Source organism: Streptomyces sp. NPDC022552, assembly GCF_055561875.1.
On the sequence record NZ_JBVHGJ010000009.1, the window covers coordinates 144,931 to 166,188 of the forward strand.

At 70.2% G+C, this 21,258-nt stretch carries 12 protein-coding genes and 1 pseudogene; 6 read left to right on the forward strand and 7 right to left on the reverse strand.

What is annotated here, in order from left to right; translation table 11 throughout:
• Positions 1–124: 124 nt before the first annotated feature.
• Entirely contained in the window at positions 125–3,163 is a 3,039-nt protein-coding gene (locus tag ACZ3OF_RS23410; RefSeq protein WP_467306574.1) for an NPCBM/NEW2 domain-containing protein, read from the forward strand.
• 64 nt (positions 3,164–3,227) lie between these two features.
• Here ACZ3OF_RS23410 and ACZ3OF_RS23415 read toward each other — a convergent pair whose 3' ends face one another.
• The 5 genes from ACZ3OF_RS23415 to ACZ3OF_RS23435 form a co-directional block, all read right to left on the reverse strand.
• Positions 3,228–4,262 carry a PAC2 family protein gene (locus ACZ3OF_RS23415; protein WP_389575229.1) on the reverse strand — a complete coding sequence of 345 codons (1,035 nt, stop codon included), beginning with the start codon at positions 4,260–4,262 and terminating at the stop codon, positions 3,228–3,230.
• A gap of 181 nt (positions 4,263–4,443) precedes the next feature.
• Complete coding sequence (locus tag ACZ3OF_RS23420; protein ID WP_467306575.1) at positions 4,444–6,048, reverse strand: glycerol-3-phosphate dehydrogenase/oxidase; 1,605 nt, start codon at positions 6,046–6,048, stop codon at positions 4,444–4,446.
• 6 nt (positions 6,049–6,054) lie between these two features.
• Positions 6,055–7,611: a glycerol kinase GlpK gene (gene glpK, locus ACZ3OF_RS23425; RefSeq protein ID WP_361671073.1), complete on the reverse strand. Its 1,557-nt coding sequence runs from the start codon at positions 7,609–7,611 to the stop codon at positions 6,055–6,057.
• Positions 7,612–7,646: 35 nt separating this feature from the next.
• Positions 7,647–8,432, reverse strand: a complete 786-nt coding sequence (locus ACZ3OF_RS23430) for an MIP/aquaporin family protein (RefSeq protein ID WP_361439034.1) — start codon at positions 8,430–8,432, stop codon at positions 7,647–7,649.
• Between the two features lie 313 nt (positions 8,433–8,745).
• A complete protein-coding gene (locus ACZ3OF_RS23435) occupies positions 8,746–9,510 on the reverse strand; it encodes an IclR family transcriptional regulator (protein WP_361671418.1) in 765 nt (254 codons plus the stop codon).
• A gap of 302 nt (positions 9,511–9,812) precedes the next feature.
• Between ACZ3OF_RS23435 and metH the strand changes: the two genes are divergently transcribed.
• From metH to ACZ3OF_RS23455, 4 genes are all read left to right on the forward strand, one after another.
• The gene (gene metH, locus ACZ3OF_RS23440; RefSeq protein WP_467306576.1) at positions 9,813–13,322 is read left to right on the forward strand and encodes a methionine synthase; all 3,510 of its coding nucleotides are present in this window, start codon (positions 9,813–9,815) and stop codon (positions 13,320–13,322) included.
• Positions 13,323–13,457: 135 nt separating this feature from the next.
• Positions 13,458–14,156: an HAD family hydrolase gene (locus ACZ3OF_RS23445; RefSeq protein ID WP_361671067.1), complete on the forward strand. Its 699-nt coding sequence runs from the start codon at positions 13,458–13,460 to the stop codon at positions 14,154–14,156.
• Positions 14,157–14,683: 527 nt separating this feature from the next.
• Positions 14,684–16,273, forward strand: a complete 1,590-nt coding sequence (locus ACZ3OF_RS23450) for an ABC transporter substrate-binding protein (RefSeq protein WP_361671064.1) — start codon at positions 14,684–14,686, stop codon at positions 16,271–16,273.
• A 79-nt stretch (positions 16,274–16,352) separates the two neighbouring features.
• Positions 16,353–17,927: an ABC transporter substrate-binding protein gene (locus ACZ3OF_RS23455; protein ID WP_361671062.1), complete on the forward strand. Its 1,575-nt coding sequence runs from the start codon at positions 16,353–16,355 to the stop codon at positions 17,925–17,927.
• Between the two features lie 112 nt (positions 17,928–18,039).
• On the opposite strand, the gene ACZ3OF_RS23460 is transcribed toward ACZ3OF_RS23455, so the two are convergent.
• Together ACZ3OF_RS23460 and ACZ3OF_RS23465 are read right to left on the reverse strand one after the other, a co-directional pair.
• On the reverse strand, positions 18,040–18,711 hold the full coding sequence (locus ACZ3OF_RS23460) for a response regulator transcription factor (protein ID WP_361439024.1): 672 nt from the start codon (positions 18,709–18,711) through the stop codon (positions 18,040–18,042).
• 272 nt (positions 18,712–18,983) lie between these two features.
• Positions 18,984–19,790 (reverse strand): annotated as a pseudogene (locus tag ACZ3OF_RS23465) (RecB family exonuclease); the annotation flags it as partial.
• Positions 19,791–19,989: 199 nt separating this feature from the next.
• On the opposite strand from ACZ3OF_RS23465, the gene ACZ3OF_RS23470 reads away from it, so the two are divergent.
• Positions 19,990–21,240, forward strand: a complete 1,251-nt coding sequence (locus tag ACZ3OF_RS23470) for a site-2 protease family protein (RefSeq protein WP_467306579.1) — start codon at positions 19,990–19,992, stop codon at positions 21,238–21,240.
• Positions 21,241–21,258: the final 18 nt, after the last annotated feature.

Genomic DNA, 21,258 nt, shown 5'->3' on the forward strand with positions numbered 1-21,258 from the left:
CGTACAACTCGCTTTCGGCCAACCGCCCTCGGACTTCTCCGCGAAGTCCGAGGGCGGTTCCGTTTTGTCCTAGCCTCCATGCTCGTTTCTGCGCTAAATACCGTCCATGCAATCAACATTGCGCATGAAGGCTGCATTCGCAGGCGCTGTACTCGGGCTTCTCGCGGTGTTCGCGGGACCCGGAAGCGCCCAGTCCGCCGAGCCCTCACCCACCACCGTCGGCGACCTCACCGGCTTCGAGGCCGACGGCGCCGTCTACCGGCTGACCGCCGGCCCGGCCAAGGCACGCGTCAGCTTCGTCACCGACGAGACCTTCCGCATCGAACTGGCCCCCGACGGGACGTTCACCGACCCCACCGGACAGGACATCGTCCGTCCTCAGGGCGCCCCGCCCAGGACCCGCTGGTACGACCGCGGCGACCGCTACGAGCTCACCACGGCGAAGGTGACCCTGCGCGCCTACAAGGCGCCCCTCCGATTCGCCGCCGTCCGCGCCGACGGCACCCCGCTCTGGTCCGAGACCCAGGGCCTCACCTGGAGCCAGGAACGCACCACCCAGACCCTGGCCCGCGGCGCCGAAGAGCAGTTCTACGGCGCCGGCATGCAGAACGGACGCGGCAACACCTCGCACCGCGGCAAGACCGTCGAGGTCGGCGTCGACTACAACTGGAACGACGGGGGCCACCCCAACTCCGTGCCGTTCTACCTCTCCTCGGCGGGCTACGGCGTCTACCGCAACACCTACGCGCCGAACACCTACGTCTTCGGCGAGCCCGTCACCACCAGCGCCCGCGAACAGCGCTTCGACGCCTACTACTTCGCCGGCTCCGGTTCCGACGCGCTCAAGGACGTCATCGGCCAGTACACGAACCTCACCGGGAAACCGTTCCTGCCGCCCGTCTACGGGCTGGAGATCGGCGACGCCGACTGCTACCTCCACAACGCCAACCGCGGCGAGCGCCGCACCCTCGACGCCCTGAAGGTCGCCGACGGCTACGTCGAGCACGACATGCCCAACGGCTGGATGCTCGTCAACGACGGCTACGGGTGCGGCTACGAGAACCTCGCCGAGACCGCGACCGGCCTGAAGCAGCGCGGCATGGAACTCGGCCTGTGGACCGAGGACGGCATCGACAAGCTGGAGGAGCAGGTCAAGGCCGGCCAGCGGGTCGCCAAGCTCGACGTCGCCTGGGTCGGCGAGGGCTACAAGTTCGCGCTCGACGGCTGCAAGGACGCCTACGCCGGCATCGAGGCCCACAGCGACGCCCGCGGCTTCACCTGGGCCCCCGAGAGCTGGTCCGGCGCGCAGGCCTGCGGCGTCCAGTGGTCCGGCGACCAGTCCGGCACCTGGGAGTACATCCGCTGGCAGATCCCCACCTACGCGGGCGCCTCCATGTCCGGGCTCGCGTACACCACCGGCGACGTCGACGGCATCTTCGGCGGCAGCGCCAAGACGTACACCCGTGACCTCCAGTGGAAGATGTTCCTGCCCGTCACCATGACCATGGACGGCTGGGCCGCCAACGACAAGCAGCCCTTCCGCTACGGCGAGCCGTACACCTCCGTCAACCGCGACTACCTGAAGCTCCACGAGTCGCTCCTGCCCTACATCTACTCGCACGCCCACCAGGCCACCAAGACCGGCGTCGGCCTCGCCCGGCCGCTCGTCCTGGAGTACCCGGACGACCCCGAGGCCGCCTCCGACGCGGCGAAGTACGAGTTCCTGAGCGGCGAGGACTTCCTCGTCGCCCCCGTCTACCAGGACGCCGTCGAGCGCGACGGCATCTACCTCCCCAAGGGCACCTGGATCGACTACTGGAGCGGCCGCACCTACCAGGGCCCGGTCACCGTCGACGACTACAGCGCCCCGCTCGACACCCTGCCCCTCTTCGTCCGGGCCGGCGCCACCGTCCCGATGTGGCCCGGGGGCATCCGCTCGTACACCGACCGCACCCCGGACTCCCCGGTGGCCTGGGACATCTACCCGCAGGGCGACTCCTCGTTCGAGCTGTACGAGGACGACGGTGTCACCCGCGCCCACCGCACCGGCCAGTACGCCACCCAGACCGCCGAGGTCCGCGCGCCCCAGCGCGGCGCGGGTGACGTGACGGTACGGATCGGCGCGAGCAAGGGCTCCTTCGCGGGCAAGTCCCCCTCCCGGCCGTACCAGTTCACCGTCCACACCGGTGACGCGCCGAGCGAGGTCGAACTCGGCGGGCGCGAGCTGCCCCGCCTCACCTCCGAGGCCGCCTACGAGGCCGCCCGTCAGGGCTGGTGGTACGACCGCGACGACCGCGGGGGAGTGGTGAAGGTCAAGACCGCCTCCCAGCGAACCGACCGGGCCTTCACCCTCGAACTGGAGGACACCAGCGCGGTCGGCGGCGCCGTACCGGGCGCCGCCGCGACGGCCGCCGTCCCGGCCGGTCAGGAGCTCGGCGCGGGAGCGCCCGGCACCGTCGCCGTCGACGTCACCGCGGGGACGAAGGACGCCACCGGCGTCGAGGTCTCGCTCTCGGCCCCGGACGGCTGGCAGGTCACACCGGCCGCACCGGTCGCCCGCATCCCGGCCGGCGCCACGCGGCGGGTCGAGGTCTCCGTCACCCCGGCGAAGGACGCGAAGCCCGGGGAGGTCACGCTCGGCGCGACCGTACGCCACCGCGCGGCGGGCCAGGACCGCACCGCCGTCCAGCGGTTCGCCGTCGGGGTGATGCCCGAGCCGCCGAGCGCCGACGCCTGGGCGAGCGACCTGACGTGGCTGAAGGCCACCAACGGCTGGGGCCCGCCCGAACGCGACCGCTCCAACGGCGAGTCGGGCGCGAGCGACGGCCACCCGCTGACGCTGGCCGGAAAGAGCTACGAGAAGGGCATCGGCGCCCACGCCGACTCCGACATCGAGGTCTACCTCGGCGGCCGCTGCACCGCCTTCACCGCGGAGGTGGGTATCGACGACGAGATCAACGGCTACGGGGAGGTCGCGTTCTCGGTGGAGGCCGACGGCAGGGTGCTGTGGACCTCACCCAAGGTGACCGGTGCCTCGGCGACCGTCCCGGTCGACGTCGACGTCACCGGCGCCCGCCATGTCCGCCTCCGGATCACCGACACCAACGGCTCCAAGAGCGGTGACCACGGAGACTGGGCGGCCGCCCGCTTCCACTGCGCCTGAGCGGCGAAGGGGGCCGCACCGATCCCGGTGCGGCCCCCTTCGGCTCACTGCCCTTCCGTACGGCTCACTCGTCGCCGTCGCCGTCCTCGGAGCCCTCGTCCTCCTGGGGCGGCTCCGGCGCCGATTCCGCGGCCGACTCCGGCCCCGGCCGCTCCGGCTTCGGCGGCCGCGTGCGGCCGCTGCCGGGGTCCCTCAGATACGAGGTGTCGCCGCCGTCCGTCGCGAGACCGGGGCCGGGACCCGGGCCCTGCCCGGGACCGCCGTCACGCCGCCGCAGATACCGCTCGAACTCCCGGGCGATGGCCTCGCCGGAGGCCTCCGGCAGCTCCGCCGTGTCCCGCGCCTCCTCCAGCGTCTGGACGTACTCCGCCACCTCGCTGTCCTCGGAGGCGAGTTGGTCCACGCCCAGCTGCCAGGCCCGGGCGTCCTCGGGGAGTTCGCCCAGCGGGATGCGCATGTCGATCAGATCCTCGAGGCGGTTGAGCAGCGCCAGCGTCGCCTTGGGGTTGGGCGGCTGCGACACGTAGTGCGGCACGGCGGCCCACAGGCTGACCGCGGGCACTCCCGCGTGCGTGCAGGCCTCCTGGAGGATGCCGACGATGCCCGTGGGCCCTTCGTAGCGGGTCTCCTCCAGATCCATCGTCCGCGCCAGGTCCGGGTCGGAGGTGACCCCGCTGACCGGGACGGGCCGGGTGTGCGGGGTGTCGCCGAGCAGCGCGCCCAGGATCACCACCATCTCGACGCCCAGCTCATGGGCGAAGCCCAGGATCTCGTTGCAGAACGAGCGCCAGCGCATCGACGGCTCGATCCCGCGCACGAGCACCAGGTCGCGCGGCTTGTCGCCGCCGACCCGGACCACGGAGAGCCTCGTCGTCGGCCAGGTGATCTTCCGGACACCGTTGTCCAGCCACACCGTGGGCCGGTTGACCTGGAAGTCGTAGTAGTCCTCGGCGTCGAGCGCCGCGAACACCTCGCCCTTCCACTCCCGGTCCAGATGGGCGACCGCGGTGGAGGCAGCGTCGCCGGCGTCGTTCCAGCCCTCGAACGCGGCCACCATGACCGGGTCGATCAGCTCGGGAACCCCCTCGAGCTCGATCACCCAGTGCCTCCTTTTCGAAGTTCCTGTCGTACGGACCAACCTTACGGCTTTCCGACGGTCCGTCCGCAGCCCTCGTGCACCACCGGGAGCCTTCGCGGCCTTGATCGACTACCCAGGAACCGGCCTCGGCACACGAACGCGTAAGGGGCGGCCTCCCTTGGAGACCGCCCCTTACAAGCCGCTACTTGCCGAGCATGTCCTCGACCTTGCCGCGGATCTCGTCCGTCGCCAGACCGCGGATCGTCAGCGTCGTACGGCGGCGCAGCACGTCGTCCGCCGTCTCGGCCCACTCGTGGTCACGGGCGTAGGCGACCTGCGCCCAGATCTCCGGTGCGTCCGGGTGGATGCGCCGAGCCAGCTCCGGGTTCTCGTTCGCCATCCGCGCGATGTCGAAGGAGAGCGAACCGTAGTGCGTCGCCAGGTGCTTGGCGGTGTCGGCGGCCATCCGCGGGCCGGGGGCCGGACCGTCGACGAGCAGCCGGTGCGCGACCGCGTTCGGGTTGGCGATACCGGGCAGCGGGAGCCGCTTCGGCAGCGTCGAGACGGACTCGTAGTCCTCGCCCAGCGGGTGGCCCGGCAGGGCCTCCAGCTTCTTCATCACCGTACGGCCGATGTGGCGGAAGGTCGTCCACTTGCCGCCGGCCACCGACAGCATGCCGCCGCGGCCCTCGGTGACGACCGTCTCGCGCTTGGCCTTGGAGGTGTCGCCGGGACCGCCGGGCAGCACCCGCAGCCCCGCGAAGGCGTAGGTGATCAGGTCGCGTGACAGCTGCTGGTCGCGTATGGAGAACGCGGCCTCGTCCAGGATCTGCGCGGTGTCCTTCTCGGTCACCTCGACCTTGCCGGGGTCGCCCTCGTACTCCTCGTCGGTGGTGCCGAGCAGCAGCATGTCCTCCCAGGGGAGGGCGAAGGTGATGCGGTACTTGTCGATCGGGGTCGCCAGCGCGGCCTTCCACGGCGAGGTCCGCTTCAGGACCAGGTGCGCGCCCTTGGAGAGGCGGATGGAGGGGGCCGCGTTCGGGTCCTCCATCTTCCGCAGGTGGTCGACCCACGGTCCGGTCGCGTTCAGCACCAGACGGGCGGTGACGCCGAACTCGTCGCCGCTCGTACGGTCCTTCAGCTCCGCGCCCGTGACCCGGCCCCGGGTGAAGCGCAGCCCGGTGACCTCGGCGTGGTTGAGGACGACGGCGCCGGCGTCGACGGCCGCGCGGACCGTCATCAGCGCCATGCGGGCGTCGTTCATCTGGTCGTCGCCGTACACGGCCACGGCCTTCAGGTTGTCGGTCCGCAGCTCCGGCACGTCCTGCGCGGCCTTCGCCGGGCTGAGCAGGTGGCCGACGCCGTCACCGAACGCGGAGAGGGCGGAGTACGCGAAGACGCCGGCGCCGAGCTTGGCGGCGCCGTGCGGGCCGCCCTTGTAGACGGGCAGGTAGAAGGTGAGGGGGTTGGCGAGGTGCGGTGCCACCTGACGGGAGACCGCACGCCGCTCGAAGTGGTTCTCCGCCACCAGCTTCACCGCGCCGGTCTGCAGGTAGCGCAGACCGCCGTGGAGAAGCTTGGAGGAGGCGGAGGAGGTGGCGCCGGCGAAGTCGCCGGCGTCCACCAGGGCCACCCGCAGACCCGACTGCGCGGCGTGCCAGGCCGTGGAGATGCCCAGGATGCCGCCGCCGATCACCAGGAGGTCGTACGTCGCCTTGGAGAGCTGTTCCCGGGTCTCGGCGCGGCTCGGCAGGGAACCGGCGGCCGGTCGCGTCCCCAGGGCGGGGACGCTCTGCAGGGTGGTCATGTCGAATTACTCCTCGTCAGATCCGTCTTCGAGCCAGCCCATGGAGCGTTCAACGGCCTTCAGCCAGCTCTTGTACTCGCGGTCACGCTTGTCGGCGTCCATGCGAGGGGTCCATTCCGCCGCGCGGCGCCAGTTGGCGCGCAGGGCGTCGGTGTCCGGCCAGAAGCCGACGGCCAGGCCGGCGGCGTAGGCGGCACCGAGGCAGGTGGTCTCGGCGACCATCGGGCGCACGACCGGCGCGTCGAGGAAGTCCGAGAGGGTCTGCATCAGCAGGTTGTTGGAGGTCATGCCGCCGTCGACCTTGAGCGCGGTCAGCTCGACGCCGGAGTCCTTCGTCATGGCGTCGGTGATCTCGCGGGTCTGCCAGGCGGTGGCCTCCAGGACGGCGCGGGCGATGTGCGCCTTGGTGACGTACCGGGTGAGACCGGCGATCACACCGCGGGCGTCGGAACGCCAGTACGGGGCGAAGAGGCCGGAGAAGGCCGGGACGAAGTAGGCGCCACCGTTGTCCTCGACCGAGGACGCGAGGGTCTCGATCTCGGCGGCGGACTTGATGAGGCCCATCTGGTCGCGCATCCACTGCACCAGCGAACCGGTGACGGCGATCGAGCCCTCCAGGGCGTAGACCGGCTTCTCGTCGCCGATCTGGTAGCCGACGGTGGTCAGCAGGCCGCTGTAGGAGTTGATGATCTTGTCACCGGTGTTCATCAGCATGAAGGTGCCGGTGCCGTACGTGGACTTGGCCTCGCCCTCGGCGAAACACGTCTGGCCGAACAGGGCGGCCTGCTGGTCGCCCAGCGCGGAGGCGACCGGGACACCGTCCAGGACGCCGCCCTTGACGGTGCCGTACACCTCGGCGGAGGAACGGATCTCCGGCAGCACGGCGGCCGGGACCTCCATGGACTGCAGGATCTTGTCGTCCCAGCCCATGGTGTGCAGGTTCATCAGCATGGTGCGCGAGGCGTTGGTGACGTCGGTGACGTGGTGGCCGCCGTCGACACCGCCCGTGAGGTTCCAGATGACCCAGGAGTCCATGGTGCCGAAGAGGATGTCGCCGCGCTCGGCGCGCTCGCGCAGGCCCTCGACGTTGTCGAGCAGCCAGCGGACCTTGGGGCCGGAGAAGTACGAGGCGAGGGGAAGACCGGTCTCGCGGCGGAAGCGGTCCTGGCCGACGTTGCGGCCGAGCTCCTTGCAGAGGGCGTCGGTGCGGGTGTCCTGCCAGACGAGGGCGTTGTGGACGGGCTCACCGGTGTTCTTGTCCCAGAGCAGCGTGGTCTCGCGCTGGTTGGTGATGCCGATGGCCTTGACGTCGGCGGAGGTGATGCCCGCCTTGGCGATGGCGCCCGCCACGACCTCCTGGACGTTGGTCCAGATCTCGGCGGCGTCGTGCTCGACCCAGCCCGGCTTCGGGAAGATCTGCTCGTGCTCCTTCTGGTCGACCGAGACGATCCGGCCGTCCTTGTCGAAGACGATGCAGCGGGAGGAGGTGGTGCCCTGGTCGATGGCGGCGATGAACGGGCCGCTGCCGTGGGAGGAAGAGCCGGCGATGTGTGCGTCGGTCACGGTGTGCTCCAAGGAAGTCTGGGTGGAAGGACGGCTCAGGCGAACGCGATGTTGTAGATACCCGCGGCGATGGCGCCACCCACCAGGGGGCCGACGACCGGGATCCAGGCGTACCCCCAGTCGGAGCCACCCTTGTTCGGCAGCGGCAGCAGGGCGTGCACGATGCGCGGGCCGAGGTCACGGGCCGGGTTGATGGCGTAGCCGGTCGGGCCGCCGAGCGAGAGGCCGATGGAGACCACGACGAAGGCGGTGATCAGGGCGCCGATGACGCCGAGGCCCTTGCCGCTGTCGTTGAGGCCCTGCGTCAGCACCGCGAGGACCAGCACGACCGTGCCGATGATCTCGGTGGCCAGGTTCTGCCAGACGTTCCGGATCTCGGGTCCGGTGGAGAAGACACCGAGCACCGGGCCGGCCTTGGGGGCGGACTTCTGGTCGACCATGCCCTCCTCGTGCGGCGAGGAGATGATCTCCTGGTCCGTGAGGTGCGCGTGGAACTGTCCGTAGTACGCGACCCACACCAGGACCGCGCCGAGCATGGCGCCGAGCATCTGACCCGCGAAGTAGACCGGAACGTTGCTCCAGTCCCCGTCCTTGAGGGCGATGCCGACCGTGACGGCGGGGTTCAGGTGGGCGCCCGAGAGGGTACCCGTCATGTACACGGCGGTCATGACCGCGAAGCCCCACCCGAAGGTGATGGCGAGCCACCCGGCGTTCTGAGCCTTCGAGCGCTTGAGTACCACGGCGGCGACGACACCGCCGCCGAGCAGAATGAGTACGGCGGTACCAATGATCTCGCCGATGAAGATGTCGGAGCTGGACACCCGCGACTCCTTTGTCCTTCGTCCAGGGGAAGGCGAACCCCGGGTCCCTCCGGTGGTCCGCGCCCTCTGATGAGGGCGTTGCCGGCCCTTGGCACTGCCACACTCTAGCGCGTATTGCCGGTAGGTGTTCGACAATGCCGACCGATGAACGGAAGTTTTGCCCTCCGGTTAACAGCGCGTCAAGGGTTGCGGTAACGAAAAACCCGCCGATAACGGGATCGTTACCGACGGGTTCACCATGCCCTCCCGCGCGTGCGTGCGCCTGCTCGGAGGGGTCCGGAGCTCGGGATCGGACGCGTGGCGCGGGGCGCCGTCAGAAGCGCCCGGCGCCCAGGTCGCGGGAGACGGCGCGGGCACAGTCCCGTACCGCCGCGACGAGCTCGGAGCGCAGCTCGCCGCCGTCGCAGACCCGCTCCACCGCGCCCGTGATCGCCACCGCGCCCACCGGCATCCGGCGCCGGTCGTGGATCGGGGCGGCCACCGAGGCCACGCCCTCCCAGGTCTCCTCCACATCCGCGGCCCAGCCCTTGGCCCGCGTCATGTCGAGCAGCGACTCGAACTCCGTGAGCTCGGTGACCGTACGGGGCGTGAAGCCCTCGCGCGGCACCTCCAGGACCTCGCTGTGCGCCACCGGGTCGTACGCTGACAGGACCTTGCCCAGGGCCGTGGAGTGCAGCGGCTGCATCGCCCCCACCTCCAGGACCTGCCGGCTGTCGTCCGGCCGGAAGACGTGGTGCACGATCAGGACGCCCTGCTGGTGCAGTACGCCGAGGTGGACGCTCTCGCCGCTGGACCGCGCCAGGTCGTCCGTCCAGACCAGCGCCCGCGCCCGCAGCTCGTGCACGTCCAGATAGCTGTTGCCCAGGCGCAGCAGCTCGGCGCCCAGCTGATAGCGGCCCGAGGCCGCCTCCTGCTCCACGAAGCCCTCGGCCTGCAGCGTGCGCAGGATGCCGTGCGCCGTCCCCTTGGCCAGGCCCAGGGACGAGGCGATGTCGGAGAGGCCCAGCCGGCGCTCGCCGCCCGCGAGCAGTCGCAGCATCGCCGCCGCCCGTTCAAGCGACTGGATGTTCTTCGCCATCGCCCGGCCCTTCTCCCTGTCCATTGATGTCCCGATCCCCGGTCGTCCCGTGGATCCTCGGGCAACAGGATCGCTTGGATCATGCTGTTCGACAATGCTGAACACTATCGGTCGATGCCGACCGTCTTTTACCTACACAGTGTCGGGCATGAACGGCCGTGACCGGGAGCCCCGGGACACAGGATGCCGTCCGCCCACTGGAACGCGATGTCCACCCCGGCATCCACGCGGTTAGTCTGGCTCCGTGCACCCTCCACCGAGCGTGCAAAGCCGACAGCCGTCGCATCCCAGGGAGCTCATCCATGGCCTCGTCGCCGACCCCTTCCGCTGACAGCCGGACCCGCGCCGCAGCCCTCCGCGAGGCACTCGCGAACCGGGTGGTCGTGGCCGACGGAGCCATGGGCACCATGCTCCAGGCGCAGGACCCCACTCTTGAGGACTTCCAGAACCTCGAGGGCTGCAACGAGATCCTCAACGTGACCCGGCCCGACATCGTCCGCTCGGTGCACGAGGAGTACTTCGCCGCGGGTGTCGACTGCGTGGAGACCAACACATTCGGCGCAAACTTCGCCGCCCTGGGGGAGTACGACATCCCCGAGCGGGTGTACGAGCTGTCGGAATCCGGCGCCCGTATCGCCCGCGAGGTCGCCGACGGGTTCACCGCCTCCACCGGACAGCAGCGCTGGGTGCTCGGCTCCATGGGGCCCGGTACCAAGCTGCCGACGCTCGGCCACGCCCCGTACACCCTGCTGCGCGACGCCTACCAGCAGAACGCCGAGGGCATGCTCGCCGGCGGCGCCGACGCGCTGCTCGTGGAGACCACCCAGGACCTGCTGCAGACCAAGGCGTCCGTCATCGGCGCCCGCCGCGCCCTCGACGCGCTCGGTGCCGACGTACCGCTGATCGTGTCGGTCACGGTCGAGACCACGGGCACCATGCTGCTCGGCTCGGAGATCGGCGCCGCGCTGACCGCGCTCGAGCCGCTCGGCATCGACATGATCGGCCTGAACTGCGCCACCGGCCCGGCCGAGATGAGCGAGCACCTGCGCTACCTCGCCCGCCACTCCCGTATCCCGCTCTCCTGCATGCCCAACGCCGGCCTGCCCGTCCTCGGCAAGAACGGCGCGCACTACCCGCTGACCCCGGTCGAGCTCGCCGACGCCCAGGAGACCTTCGTCCGCGAGTACGGACTGTCCCTGATCGGCGGCTGCTGCGGTACTACCCCGGAGCACCTGCGCCAGGTCGTCGAGCGGGTCCGTGACCTCACCCCCGGCGTGCGTGACCCGCGCCCCGAGCCCGGCGCTGCCTCGCTCTACCAGACGGTCCCGTTCCGCCAGGACACCTCCTACATGGCGATCGGTGAGCGCACCAACGCCAACGGCTCCAAGAAGTTCCGCGAGGCCATGCTGGACGCCCGCTGGGACGACTGCGTCGAGATGGCGCGCGACCAGATCCGCGAGGGCGCGCACATGCTCGACCTCTGCGTCGACTACGTCGGCCGTGACGGAGTCGCCGACATGGAGGAGCTGGCCGGCCGCTTCGCCACCGCCTCGACCCTGCCGATCGTCCTCGACTCCACCGAGGTCGACGTCATCAAGGCCGGTCTGGAGAAGCTCGGCGGCCGCGCCGTCATCAACTCCGTCAACTACGAGGACGGCGACGGACCCGAGTCCCGCTTCGCCAAGGTCACCCGTCTGGCCCAGGAGCACGGCGCCGCGCTCATCGCGCTCACCATCGACGAGGAGGGCCAGGCCCGCACCGTCGAGAACAAGGTCGCCATCGCCGAGCGGCTCATCGACGACCTGACCGGCAACTGGGGCATCCACGAGTCGGACATCCTCATCGACACCCTCACCTTCACCATCTGCACCGGGCAGGAGGAGTCCCGCAAGGACGGCATCGCCACCATCGAGGCCATCCGCGAACTCAAGCGCCGCCACCCGGACGTCCAGACCACGCTGGGTCTGTCCAACATCTCCTTCGGTCTCAACCCGGCCGCCCGCATCCTGCTCAACTCCGTCTTCCTCGACGAGTGCGTCAAGGCCGGTCTCGACTCGGCGATCGTGCACGCCTCGAAGATCCTGCCGATCGCCCGTTTCGACGAGGAGCAGGTCAGCACCGCGCTCGACCTCATCTACGACCGGCGCGCCGAGGGCTACGACCCGCTGCAGAAGCTGATGGCCCTCTTCGAGGGCGCCACCACCAAGTCGATGAAGGCCGGCAAGACCGAGGAGCTCCTCGCCCTGCCGCTGGAGGAGCGCCTCAAGCGCCGCATCATCGACGGCGAGAAGAACGGCCTGGAGGCCGACCTCGCCGAGGCCCTGCAGGAGCGCCCCGCCCTCGACATCGTCAACGAGACGCTGCTCGACGGCATGAAGGTCGTCGGCGAGCTGTTCGGCTCCGGCCAGATGCAGCTGCCGTTCGTGCTCCAGTCCGCCGAGGTCATGAAGACGGCCGTCGCCTACCTCGAACCGCACATGGAGAAGACGGACGCCGACGGCAAGGGCACCATCGTGCTCGCCACCGTCCGCGGCGACGTCCACGACATCGGCAAGAACCTCGTCGACATCATCCTGTCCAACAACGGCTACAACGTGGTCAACCTGGGCATCAAGCAGCCGGTCTCGGCGATCCTGGAGGCTGCGGAGGAGCACCGCGCCGACGTCATCGGCATGTCCGGGCTGCTGGTGAAGTCGACCGTGATCATGAAGGAGAACCTGGAGGAGCTCAACCAGCGTGAGCTGGCCGCCAAGTACCCGGTGATCCTCGGTGGCGCCGCCCTGACCCGCGCCTATGTCGAGCAGGACCTCCACGAGATCTACCAGGGCGAGGTCCGATACGCCCGCGACGCCTTCGAGGGCCTGCGGCTGATGGACGCGCTCATCGCCGTCAAGCGCGGTGTCCCCGGGGCCGTACTGCCCGAGCTCAAGCAGCGCCGGGTCGCCAAGCGGGACACGCCGGCCCTCCAGGTGGAGGAGTCCGAGCCCGCCGGCCGTTCCGACGTCGCCGTCGACAACCCGGTGCCCACCCCGCCGTTCTGGGGCACCCGCGTCAGCAAGGGCATCCCGCTGAAGGACTACGCGTCCTGGCTGGACGAGGGCGCCCTGTTCAAGGGCCAGTGGGGACTCAAGCAGGCCCGTGCGGGCGGTCCGACGTACGAGGAGCTGGTCGAGACCGAGGGCCGGCCCCGGCTGCGCGGTCTGCTGGACAAGCTGCACACCGAGAACCTCCTGGAGGCGGCCGTCGTCCACGGCTACTTCCCCTGTGTCTCCAAGGGCGACGACCTGATCATCCTCGACGAGGCCGGCAACGAGCGGACCCGCTTCACCTTCCCGCGCCAGCGCCGCGGCCGCCGCCTGTGCCTCGCGGACTTCTTCCGCCCCGAGGAGTCCGGCGAGACCGATGTCGTCGGCCTCCAGGTCGTCACCGTGGGCTCGAAGATCGGCGAGGCCACCGCCAAGCTGTTCGAGTCCGACTCCTACCGGGACTACCTGGAGCTGCACGGACTCTCCGTGCAGCTGGCCGAGGCTCTCGCGGAGTACTGGCACGCCCGCGTCCGCGCCGAGCTCGGCTTCGCGGGCGAGGACCCGGCCGACGTCGAGGACATGTTCGCGCTCAAGTACCGCGGCGCCCGCTTCTCGCTCGGTTACGGGGCCTGCCCCGACCTGGAGGACCGGGCGAAGATCGCGGATCTGCTGGGCCCCGAGCGGATCGGCGTCCAGCTGTCGGAGGAGTACCAGCTCCACCCCGAGCAGTCCACCGACGCGATCGTGATCCATCACCCCGAGGCGAAGTACTTCAACGCGCGGTAACACCCGCACCGGGAGTAAATCAGGGCACCTTCGGTGATCCGGACGTACACTGGTCGGTCCAGTGCAGGCCGGTCGCCCTACCCCCGTACCGGGGAGGGAGACCGGCCTTCTCGTCCCTCCATGGAGGTGTGCCGGATGACCAGTACGGTCCCCGCGTCCTTGTTCCGCGCCAATGGAAGCTCCGCCCTGCAAGCGGTCTTCCTCGACATGGACGGCACCCTCGTCGACACCGAGGGGTTCTGGTGGGACGCGGAGGTCGAGGTCTTCGCCGACCTCGGACACCGGCTGGACGAGGCCTGGCGCGACATCGTGGTGGGCGGCCCCATGACCCGCAGCGCGGGCTACCTCATCGAGGCCACCGGCGCCGACATCACGCTTCCCGAGCTCACGGTCCTGCTCAACGAGAAGTTCGAGCAGCGCATCGGCCGGGGCGTGCCGCTGATGCCGGGCGCCGAGCGGCTCCTCGCCGAGCTGGCGCACCACAACATCCCGACCGCACTGGTCTCCGCCTCGCACCGCCGGATCATCGATCGGGTCCTCGCCTCGCTCGGCCGTGACCGCTTCACCCTCACGGTGGCGGGTGACGAGGTGCTGCGCACCAAGCCTCACCCCGAGCCGTATCTGACCGCGGCGACCGGGGTCGGCGCCGAGCCGGCGCTGTGTGCCGTGATCGAGGACACCGCGACGGGCGTGGCGGCCGCCGAGGCCGCCGGCTGCCGCGTGGTGGCCGTCCCCTCGGTCGCCCCGATCGCGCCCTCGGCCGGCCGGGTCGTGGTCCGCTCCCTGGAGGACGTGGACGTGCCCTTCCTGCGGACGCTGATCACCGGACCGTGACCCGTGCCGCGGTCCGGTCCGTGTCCAGGGTCACGACCCGGGCCGCGGTCCCGTCAGTGCCCCGTCGTCCGACCCTGTCCGTGCCTCTGTGACCGGCCATCCATGGAACAGGACCGGCCATCCGCGGAACGGCCGCACGCGTGACCTTCGTCACCCAGCGTGCCGGGCCGCGGGTGGCCCCTCCGCACCCCATGTCCGTAACGCCAGGGTTTGACCGTCGACGTCTGTCCCGATTCGCACGTTCCCTGCTGAATCGTTCCCGCGCATGACTATCGGGCCCACCGTATTCATGATCACTATCCGCATCCGGACCCGCCCGCCCGCGGTCGGGCGTCTCGGCGTCTCCCACTAATCTTTCGCGAGTACTTCGCCGCACCATCCGAGTGCACCGGCGCCGCATCCAAGTCGCCGCGAACACAGGACCGATCGCTCACCATCCCGGCCCGATCGCCCGCCCAGAACGGGCGGAAGCGGCGGAGTGTCCGTACTGCGCTGTATCCCAGTGCCGGATGAGGAGAACTCCCCGGATGAACCGCAAGACCTTGGCGCTGCCGGCCGTCGCCGGCCTGCTCGCCCCGCTGCTCGTCGCCTGCGGCGGCTCGGACGAGTCCAGAGCCATCGTCGTCGGCACCACGGACCAGTTCGTCGCCACCAGCGAAGCTCCCGCGCCCTTCGACCCGGCCTTCGCCTACGACACCGGTGCCTGGAACATCCTCCGGCAGACCGTCCAGACCCTGATGCACGTGCCCCGCGGCGGCGGCGAGCCCGTCCCCGAGGCCGCCGAGAGCTGCGGCTTCAGCGACCGGGCCAGCGAGAGCTACCGCTGCAAGCTCCGCGAAGGACTCACCTTCGCCGACGGCACCCCCCTCACCGCCGAGGACGTGAAGTTCTCCGTCGAGCGGGTCCTCGCCATCAAGTCCGACAACGGCACCGCGGCCCTCCTCGCCAACGTGGACACCGTCGAGACCAACGGCGACCGCGATGTCGTCTTCCACCTCAAGACCCCCGACGCGACCTTCCCGTACAAGCTCTCCACCCCGGTCGCCGGCATCCTCAGCAAGACCAAGTACAGCGCCAAGGAGCTCCGCGAGGGCTTCGACGTCGACGGCTCCGGCCCGTACGTCATGAAGACCGAGCGTGACGGCGAGCGCATCCTCAAGGCCGTCTTCACGAAGAACCCGCACTACAAGGGCGACATCGCCCTGAGCAACGACAAGGTCGAGCTGCGCTCCTTCCCCGACGCGGGCGTCATGGGCAAGGCCCTGGAGAGCCGCGAGATCGACATGATGACCCGCTCCATGTCGCTCGACCAGGTCAAGTCGCTCACCGAGAAGCCCAAGGACGGCATCGAGCTCACCGAGGTCCCCGGCCTGGAGATCCGCTACCTCGCCTTCGACACCGACGCCCCGTCCGTCAAGGACAAGGCCGTCCGGCAGGCCATGGCGGCCGTCATCGACCGCGGCGCGATCGTCAACACGGTCTACGGCGCGACCGCCCAGCCGCTCTACTCGCTGATCCCCTCCAGCGTCACCGGCCACTCCACCGCCTTCTTCGACGCCTACGGCGAGCCCAGCAAGAGCCGGGCCGCCGGCATCCTGCGCAAGGCCGACATCACCGCCCCGGTCGCGCTCACCCTGCACTACACCACCGACCACTACGGCTCCGGCACCAAGACGGAGTTCGAGGCGCTGCGCGACCAGCTCAACGCCACCGGGCTCTTCGACGTGACCGTCAAGGGCAGCGAGTGGTCGACCTTCCGGCCCGCGCAGAAGCGCGGCGACTACCCCGTCTACGGCCTCGGCTGGTTCCCCGACTTCCCGGACCCGGACAACTACGTCGCCCCCTTCCTCGACGCCGACAACTTCCTGAACACCCCTTACGTCAACGCGTCCGTACGTGACCAGTTGATCCCACGCTCCCGCCGCTCGGCCGACCGCAGCGCCGCGAGCCCCGTCTTCGGACAGATCCAGAAGATCGTCGCCCAGGACGTACCGGTCCTGCCGCTCTGGCAGGGCAAGCAGTACGTCGCCGCACGCGACGACCTGACCGGCGTCGAATGGGCGCTGAACACCTCCTCGGACCTGCTCCTCTGGGAGCTCGGACGCGGCAGCGCCTGACCTTCCTCAACCCCGTTCGGCTACACCGGACGCGCACCCGCGCGCGACCGGCCTGGCAAGAGATCAAGAGGCACGTTCTGTGAAGCACAACAAGTGGCTGACGGCCCCCCTCGCCGCGGGCCTGTCCGCCGCCCTGCTCAGCGGCTGCGGCACGGAGCAGGGCGCAGGCGCCGGCGGCTCCGGGGACAACGTCCGCGTCGGCATGTCCGACGAGGTCCTGGCCACCGACCCGGCCGCCGGCTACGACCCCGGTTCCTGGCTGCTCTTCAACAACGTCTTCCAGTCCCTGCTCAGCTTCCCCAAGGGCACCACCGAGCCCCAGCCGGAAGCGGCCGAGAAGTGCGCCTTCGCAGGGGGCAGCAAGATCTACACGTGCACCCTGCGCGAGGGCCTGAAGTTCTCCAACGGCAACCCGCTGACCTCGAAGGACGTCAAGTTCTCCTTCGACCGCGCGCTGAAGATCGCCGACCCGGCCGGCCCGGCGCCGCTGCTCTCCTCGATCGCCTCCATCGAGACCCCCGACGACCTCACCGTCGTCTTCCGTCTGAAGACCCCCGATGCCACCTTCCCGAGCAAGATAGCCTCGGGCGCCGGCTCGATCGTGGACCACCGCGAGTACGACGAGAACGGGCTGCGCACCGACGGCAAGGCGGTCGGCTCCGGCCCGTACAAGCTCGACTCCATCAGCGACACCGAGGCCGTCTTCTCGGTCAACGCCGACTACCGGGGCAGCGCCAAGCCGCAGAACGGCGGTGTCACCCTCAAGCTCTACGGCGGCGACCGCGCGGCTCTCTCCAAGGCCTTCGCCGACAACGACGTCGACGTCGCCTACCGAGGCCTCAACGCCGACGACATCGCCGCTCTCGAAGCCACCGCGGACGACAAGGGCATCGAGGTCGTCCAGGGCACCAGTGCCGAGGTCCAGCACCTCGTCTTCAACGTCAAGGACTCCGTCGTCGGCAAGCTCGGCGTCCGTCAGGCGATCGCCCACCTCGTCGACCGCGAGGCGCTCGTCCAGGATGTCTACAAGTCGACCGCCACGCCGCTCTACTCGATCGTCCCGGCGGGCATCGCCGGCCACAACACCGCCTTCTTCGACACCTACGGCAGCCCCGACGCCGCCAAGGCCAAGAAGGCGCTGCGCAAGGCCGGCATCACCGACAAGGTGAAGCTCACCCTCTGGTCCACCCCGAGCCGCTACGGCCCCTCCACCGACCAGGAGCTCAAGGCGATAGCCGAACAGCTCAACCGCAGCGGCCTGTTCGAGGCCGAGATGAAGTCCGTCGAGTACGAGCAGTACGAGAAGGACATCGCGGCAGGCAAGTACGGCGTGTACGTCAAGGGCTGGGTGCCCGACTACCCGGACGCCGACAACTTCACCGCGCCGTTCTTCGGCGAGGGCAACGTCCTCGGCAACAACTACACCAACGCCACCATCAGCGGCAGCCTGCTCCCGAAGACCGCCGCGGCCGCCGACCGCGCCGGCACCGGCCAGGACTTCGGCAGGCTCCAGGACCTGGTCGCCGAGGAGCTGCCCCTCCTGCCGCTCTGGCAGGGCAAGCAGTACGCCGTCGCCCGGGAGGGCGTCACGGGTCTCGACTGGACCCTGGACGCCTCGACCGTCTTCCGCTTCTGGGAGATCAAGAAGGGCTGACGGGTCCACCCGGAGGGCGCCCGGCGCCACGGTGCACCGTCCCGTGGCGCCGCGCGAAGGGGCCCGGCACGCATCACGCGTGCCGGGCCCCTTTCTGTCGTGTCGTCAGGCGCTACTGCGCACCGGGGCGCACCAGACCGCTCTCGTACGCGTACACCGCCGCCTGGACCCGGTCGCGCAGGCCCAGCTTCGTCAGCACATGGCCCACGTGCGTCTTCACGGTCGTCTCGCTGACGAACAGGTCCGCCGCGATCTCCGCGTTGGACAGACCGCGTGCCACCAGCTTCAGGACCTCGACCTCGCGGTCGGTCAGGGTGTTTAGCGTGTCCGGGACCTGCTCGTCGCCCGACGGCAGATGCGCGGAGTACTTGTCGAGCAGGCGGCGCGTGATCGACGGCGCCAGCATCGCCTCGCCGGCCGCCACCACCCGGATCGCCTGCACCAGTTCGTTGGCCGGCGCGTCCTTCAGGAGGAAGCCGCTGGCGCCCGCCCGCAGCGCCTCCACCACGTACTCGTCCAGGTCGAACGTGGTCAGGACCAGCACCTTCGCCGGACCATCCCGCCCCGGACCCGTGATCTGGCGCGTCGCCTCGACCCCGTCCATCCGCGGCATCCGGATGTCCATCAGCACCACATCGGGCTGGAGCGCCCGCACCTGGTCGAGGGCCTGCAGGCCGTCCCCGGCCTCACCGACGACCGCGATGTCCTGCTCGGCCTCCAGAATCATCCGGAAACCGGTGCGCAGCAGCGGCTGGTCGTCGACCAGTAGGACGCGGATAGCCACGGACAACTCCTTCACGGCGCGGGCTGGACCGGGTCCATTCTGCCCTGCCCCGAATCGCCCGACTCCGGCGGGCGCGCGGAAACGATCTCGCCCCGGATCTCCTCCTGGATCTCCTCCCGGGTCTTCTCCCCGATCTCCTCCAGGGTCCTGTCCCGGACCTCCTCACGGGCTGCCTCAGCGACCTCCTGGCGGGCCGCCTCACGGGGTACCCCCGGGACCTCCTCACGGGCTGTCCCCGGGACCTCCTGGCGCGCGACCTCCGGGACCTCCTGGGGGGCCGCCTCCGGGGCCCCTTCCCGCGCCGCCTCCGGGATCGCTCCTCGGATCTCCAGCGGATACACCGGGGGAGTCCCGCCGAACTCCGGGCAGACCGCCTGGTGGTCGCACCAGCCGCACAGCTTCGTCGGACGCGGCCGCCACTCACCCGTCTCCGTCGCGAGCCGGATCGCCTCCCACAGCGCCAGCAGCTTCCGCTCCACCCGCAGCAGATCCGCCTCCACCGGGTCGTACGTCAGCACGTCACCGCTGCCCAGATACACCAGCTGCAGACGGCGCGGGATCACCTGCTTCAGCCGCCAGATCACCAGCGCGTAGAACTTCATCTGGAAGAGCGCGCCCTCGCTGTACTCCGGGCGCGGGGCCTTCCCCGTCTTGTAGTCGACGATCCGGACCTCGCCCGTCGGCGCCACGTCGATCCGGTCGATCACCCCGCGCAGCCGCAGCCCCGAATCGAGCTCCGTCTCGACGAACAGCTCACGCTCCGCCGGCTCCAGGCGCGTCGGGTCCTCCAGCGTGAACCACCGCTCCACCAGCCGCTCGGCCTCGACCAGCCAGCGCGACAGGCGCTCCCCCTCCGTGTCCTCCGCGAACAGCTCGCCCAGCTCGGGCCGCGACTCCAGAAGCCGGTCCCACTGCCCCGGGATCAGCGCCTTCGCCCGCGGCGGCGTCCGCTCCACCGCGGGATCGTCGAAGAGCCGCTCCAGGACCGCGTGCACCAGCGTGCCCCGCGTCGCCGCCTCGCTCGGCTTCTCCGGCAGCCTGTCGATCACCCGGAACCGGTACAGCAGGGGACACTGCATGAAGTCGCTCGCCCGCGAGGGCGACAGCGACGTGGGTGTCCTGGCCCCCGCGGGCGGCTGCTCGCTCGTACTCATGACACAGACCCTACGACCCGCCACCGACAGCGAGCCGAATACCATCGACGCCGGACCCCGTCACGCTGCATGATCGAAGAGTGACGCACGACAGCGGTCGGGCGGAAGGCTACGAGAGGAACCCGTGAACCAGGACGACGAGCGCGGCGAGAACAAGCGGCCGCGGTCCGGCGACCCGGAACCGCCGGTCAACGCCGACGCCCGCACCCGGCGGAGCGAGGAACCCGGCGGAGGGATCCTCATGGGCCGCCCGTTCGGCGTGCCCGTCTACGTCGCGCCCAGCTGGTTCCTCGTCGCCGCCCTCATCACCTGGGTCTTCGGCGACCAGATCCAGCGCGTCCTGCCCGACCTCGGCGCCGCCCGCTACCTGGTCTCCCTCTTCTTCGCGATCGCCTTCTACGCCTCCGTGCTCGTCCACGAGCTGGCCCACACCATCGCCGCGCTCCGCTTCAAGCTCCCGGTGCGCCGCATCCAGCTCCAGTTCTTCGGCGGAGTCTCCGAGATCGAGAAGGAGACGGAGACGCCCGGCCGCGAGTTCGTCCTCGCCTTCGTCGGCCCCCTGCTCTCCCTGGTGCTCGCCGGCGTCTTCTACCTCTGCATGTACGCGGTCGAACCCGGCACGGTCCCCGGCGTCCTGCTCGCCGGCCTGATGATCTCCAACCTGATCGTCGCGATCTTCAACCTGCTGCCCGGTCTCCCGCTCGACGGCGGCCGCATGCTGCGCGCCGTCGTCTGGAAGATCACCGGCAGGCCCATGACCGGCACCGTCGCGGCCGCCTGGGTCGGGCGCGCCCTCGCCGTCGCCGTCCTCATCGGCCTTCCCCTCCTCACCCGCACCGGCCTCCTCGGCAACTCGACCGACGAGATCAGCGGCATGGACACCGTCACCGACGCCCTGCTCGCCGCGATCCTGGCCGCCATCATCTGGACCGGCGCCGGCAACAGCCTCCGCATGGCCCGGCTCCGCGAACACCTCCCCGAGCTCCGCGCCCGCACCCTCACCCGGCGCGCCATCCCCGTCGAGCCCGCCACCCCGCTCTCCGAAGCGCTCCGCCGCGCCAACGAGGCAGGAGCCCGCGCCCTCGTCGTCGTCGACGGACAGGGCAACCCCACCGGCCTCGTCCGGGAGACCGCCATCGCCGGCGTTCCCCAGCACCGCCGTCCCTGGGTGGCCGTCAGCACGCTCGCGCAGGACCTCACCGACGGCATGAGGGTCCCCGCCGAACTCACCGGGCAGCCCCTCCTCGACCACCTCCGCGCCAGCCCGGCCTCCGAATACCTCGTCGTCGAGGAGAGCGACGAGATCTACGGAGTCCTCTCCGCCGCCGACGTGGAACGCGCTTTCGTCAAGGCCATGGCAAGACCCTCCGCATAACCCCGGTACTCTGGTGAC

Bases quoted from the DNA above. Each gene is read 5' to 3' on its own strand.
- ACZ3OF_RS23410 (WP_467306574.1), top strand. From the start codon at position 125: ATGAAGGCTGCATTCGCAGGCGCTGTACTCGGGCTTCTCGCGGTGTTC.
- ACZ3OF_RS23420 (WP_467306575.1), bottom strand. From the start codon at position 6,048: ATGACCACCCTGCAGAGCGTCCCCGCCCTGGGGACGCGACCGGCCGCC.
- ACZ3OF_RS23435 (WP_361671418.1), bottom strand. From the start codon at position 9,510: ATGGCGAAGAACATCCAGTCGCTTGAACGGGCGGCGGCGATGCTGCGA.
- metH (WP_467306576.1), top strand. From the start codon at position 9,813: ATGGCCTCGTCGCCGACCCCTTCCGCTGACAGCCGGACCCGCGCCGCA.
- ACZ3OF_RS23445 (WP_361671067.1), top strand. From the start codon at position 13,458: ATGACCAGTACGGTCCCCGCGTCCTTGTTCCGCGCCAATGGAAGCTCC.
- ACZ3OF_RS23450 (WP_361671064.1), top strand. From the start codon at position 14,684: ATGAACCGCAAGACCTTGGCGCTGCCGGCCGTCGCCGGCCTGCTCGCC.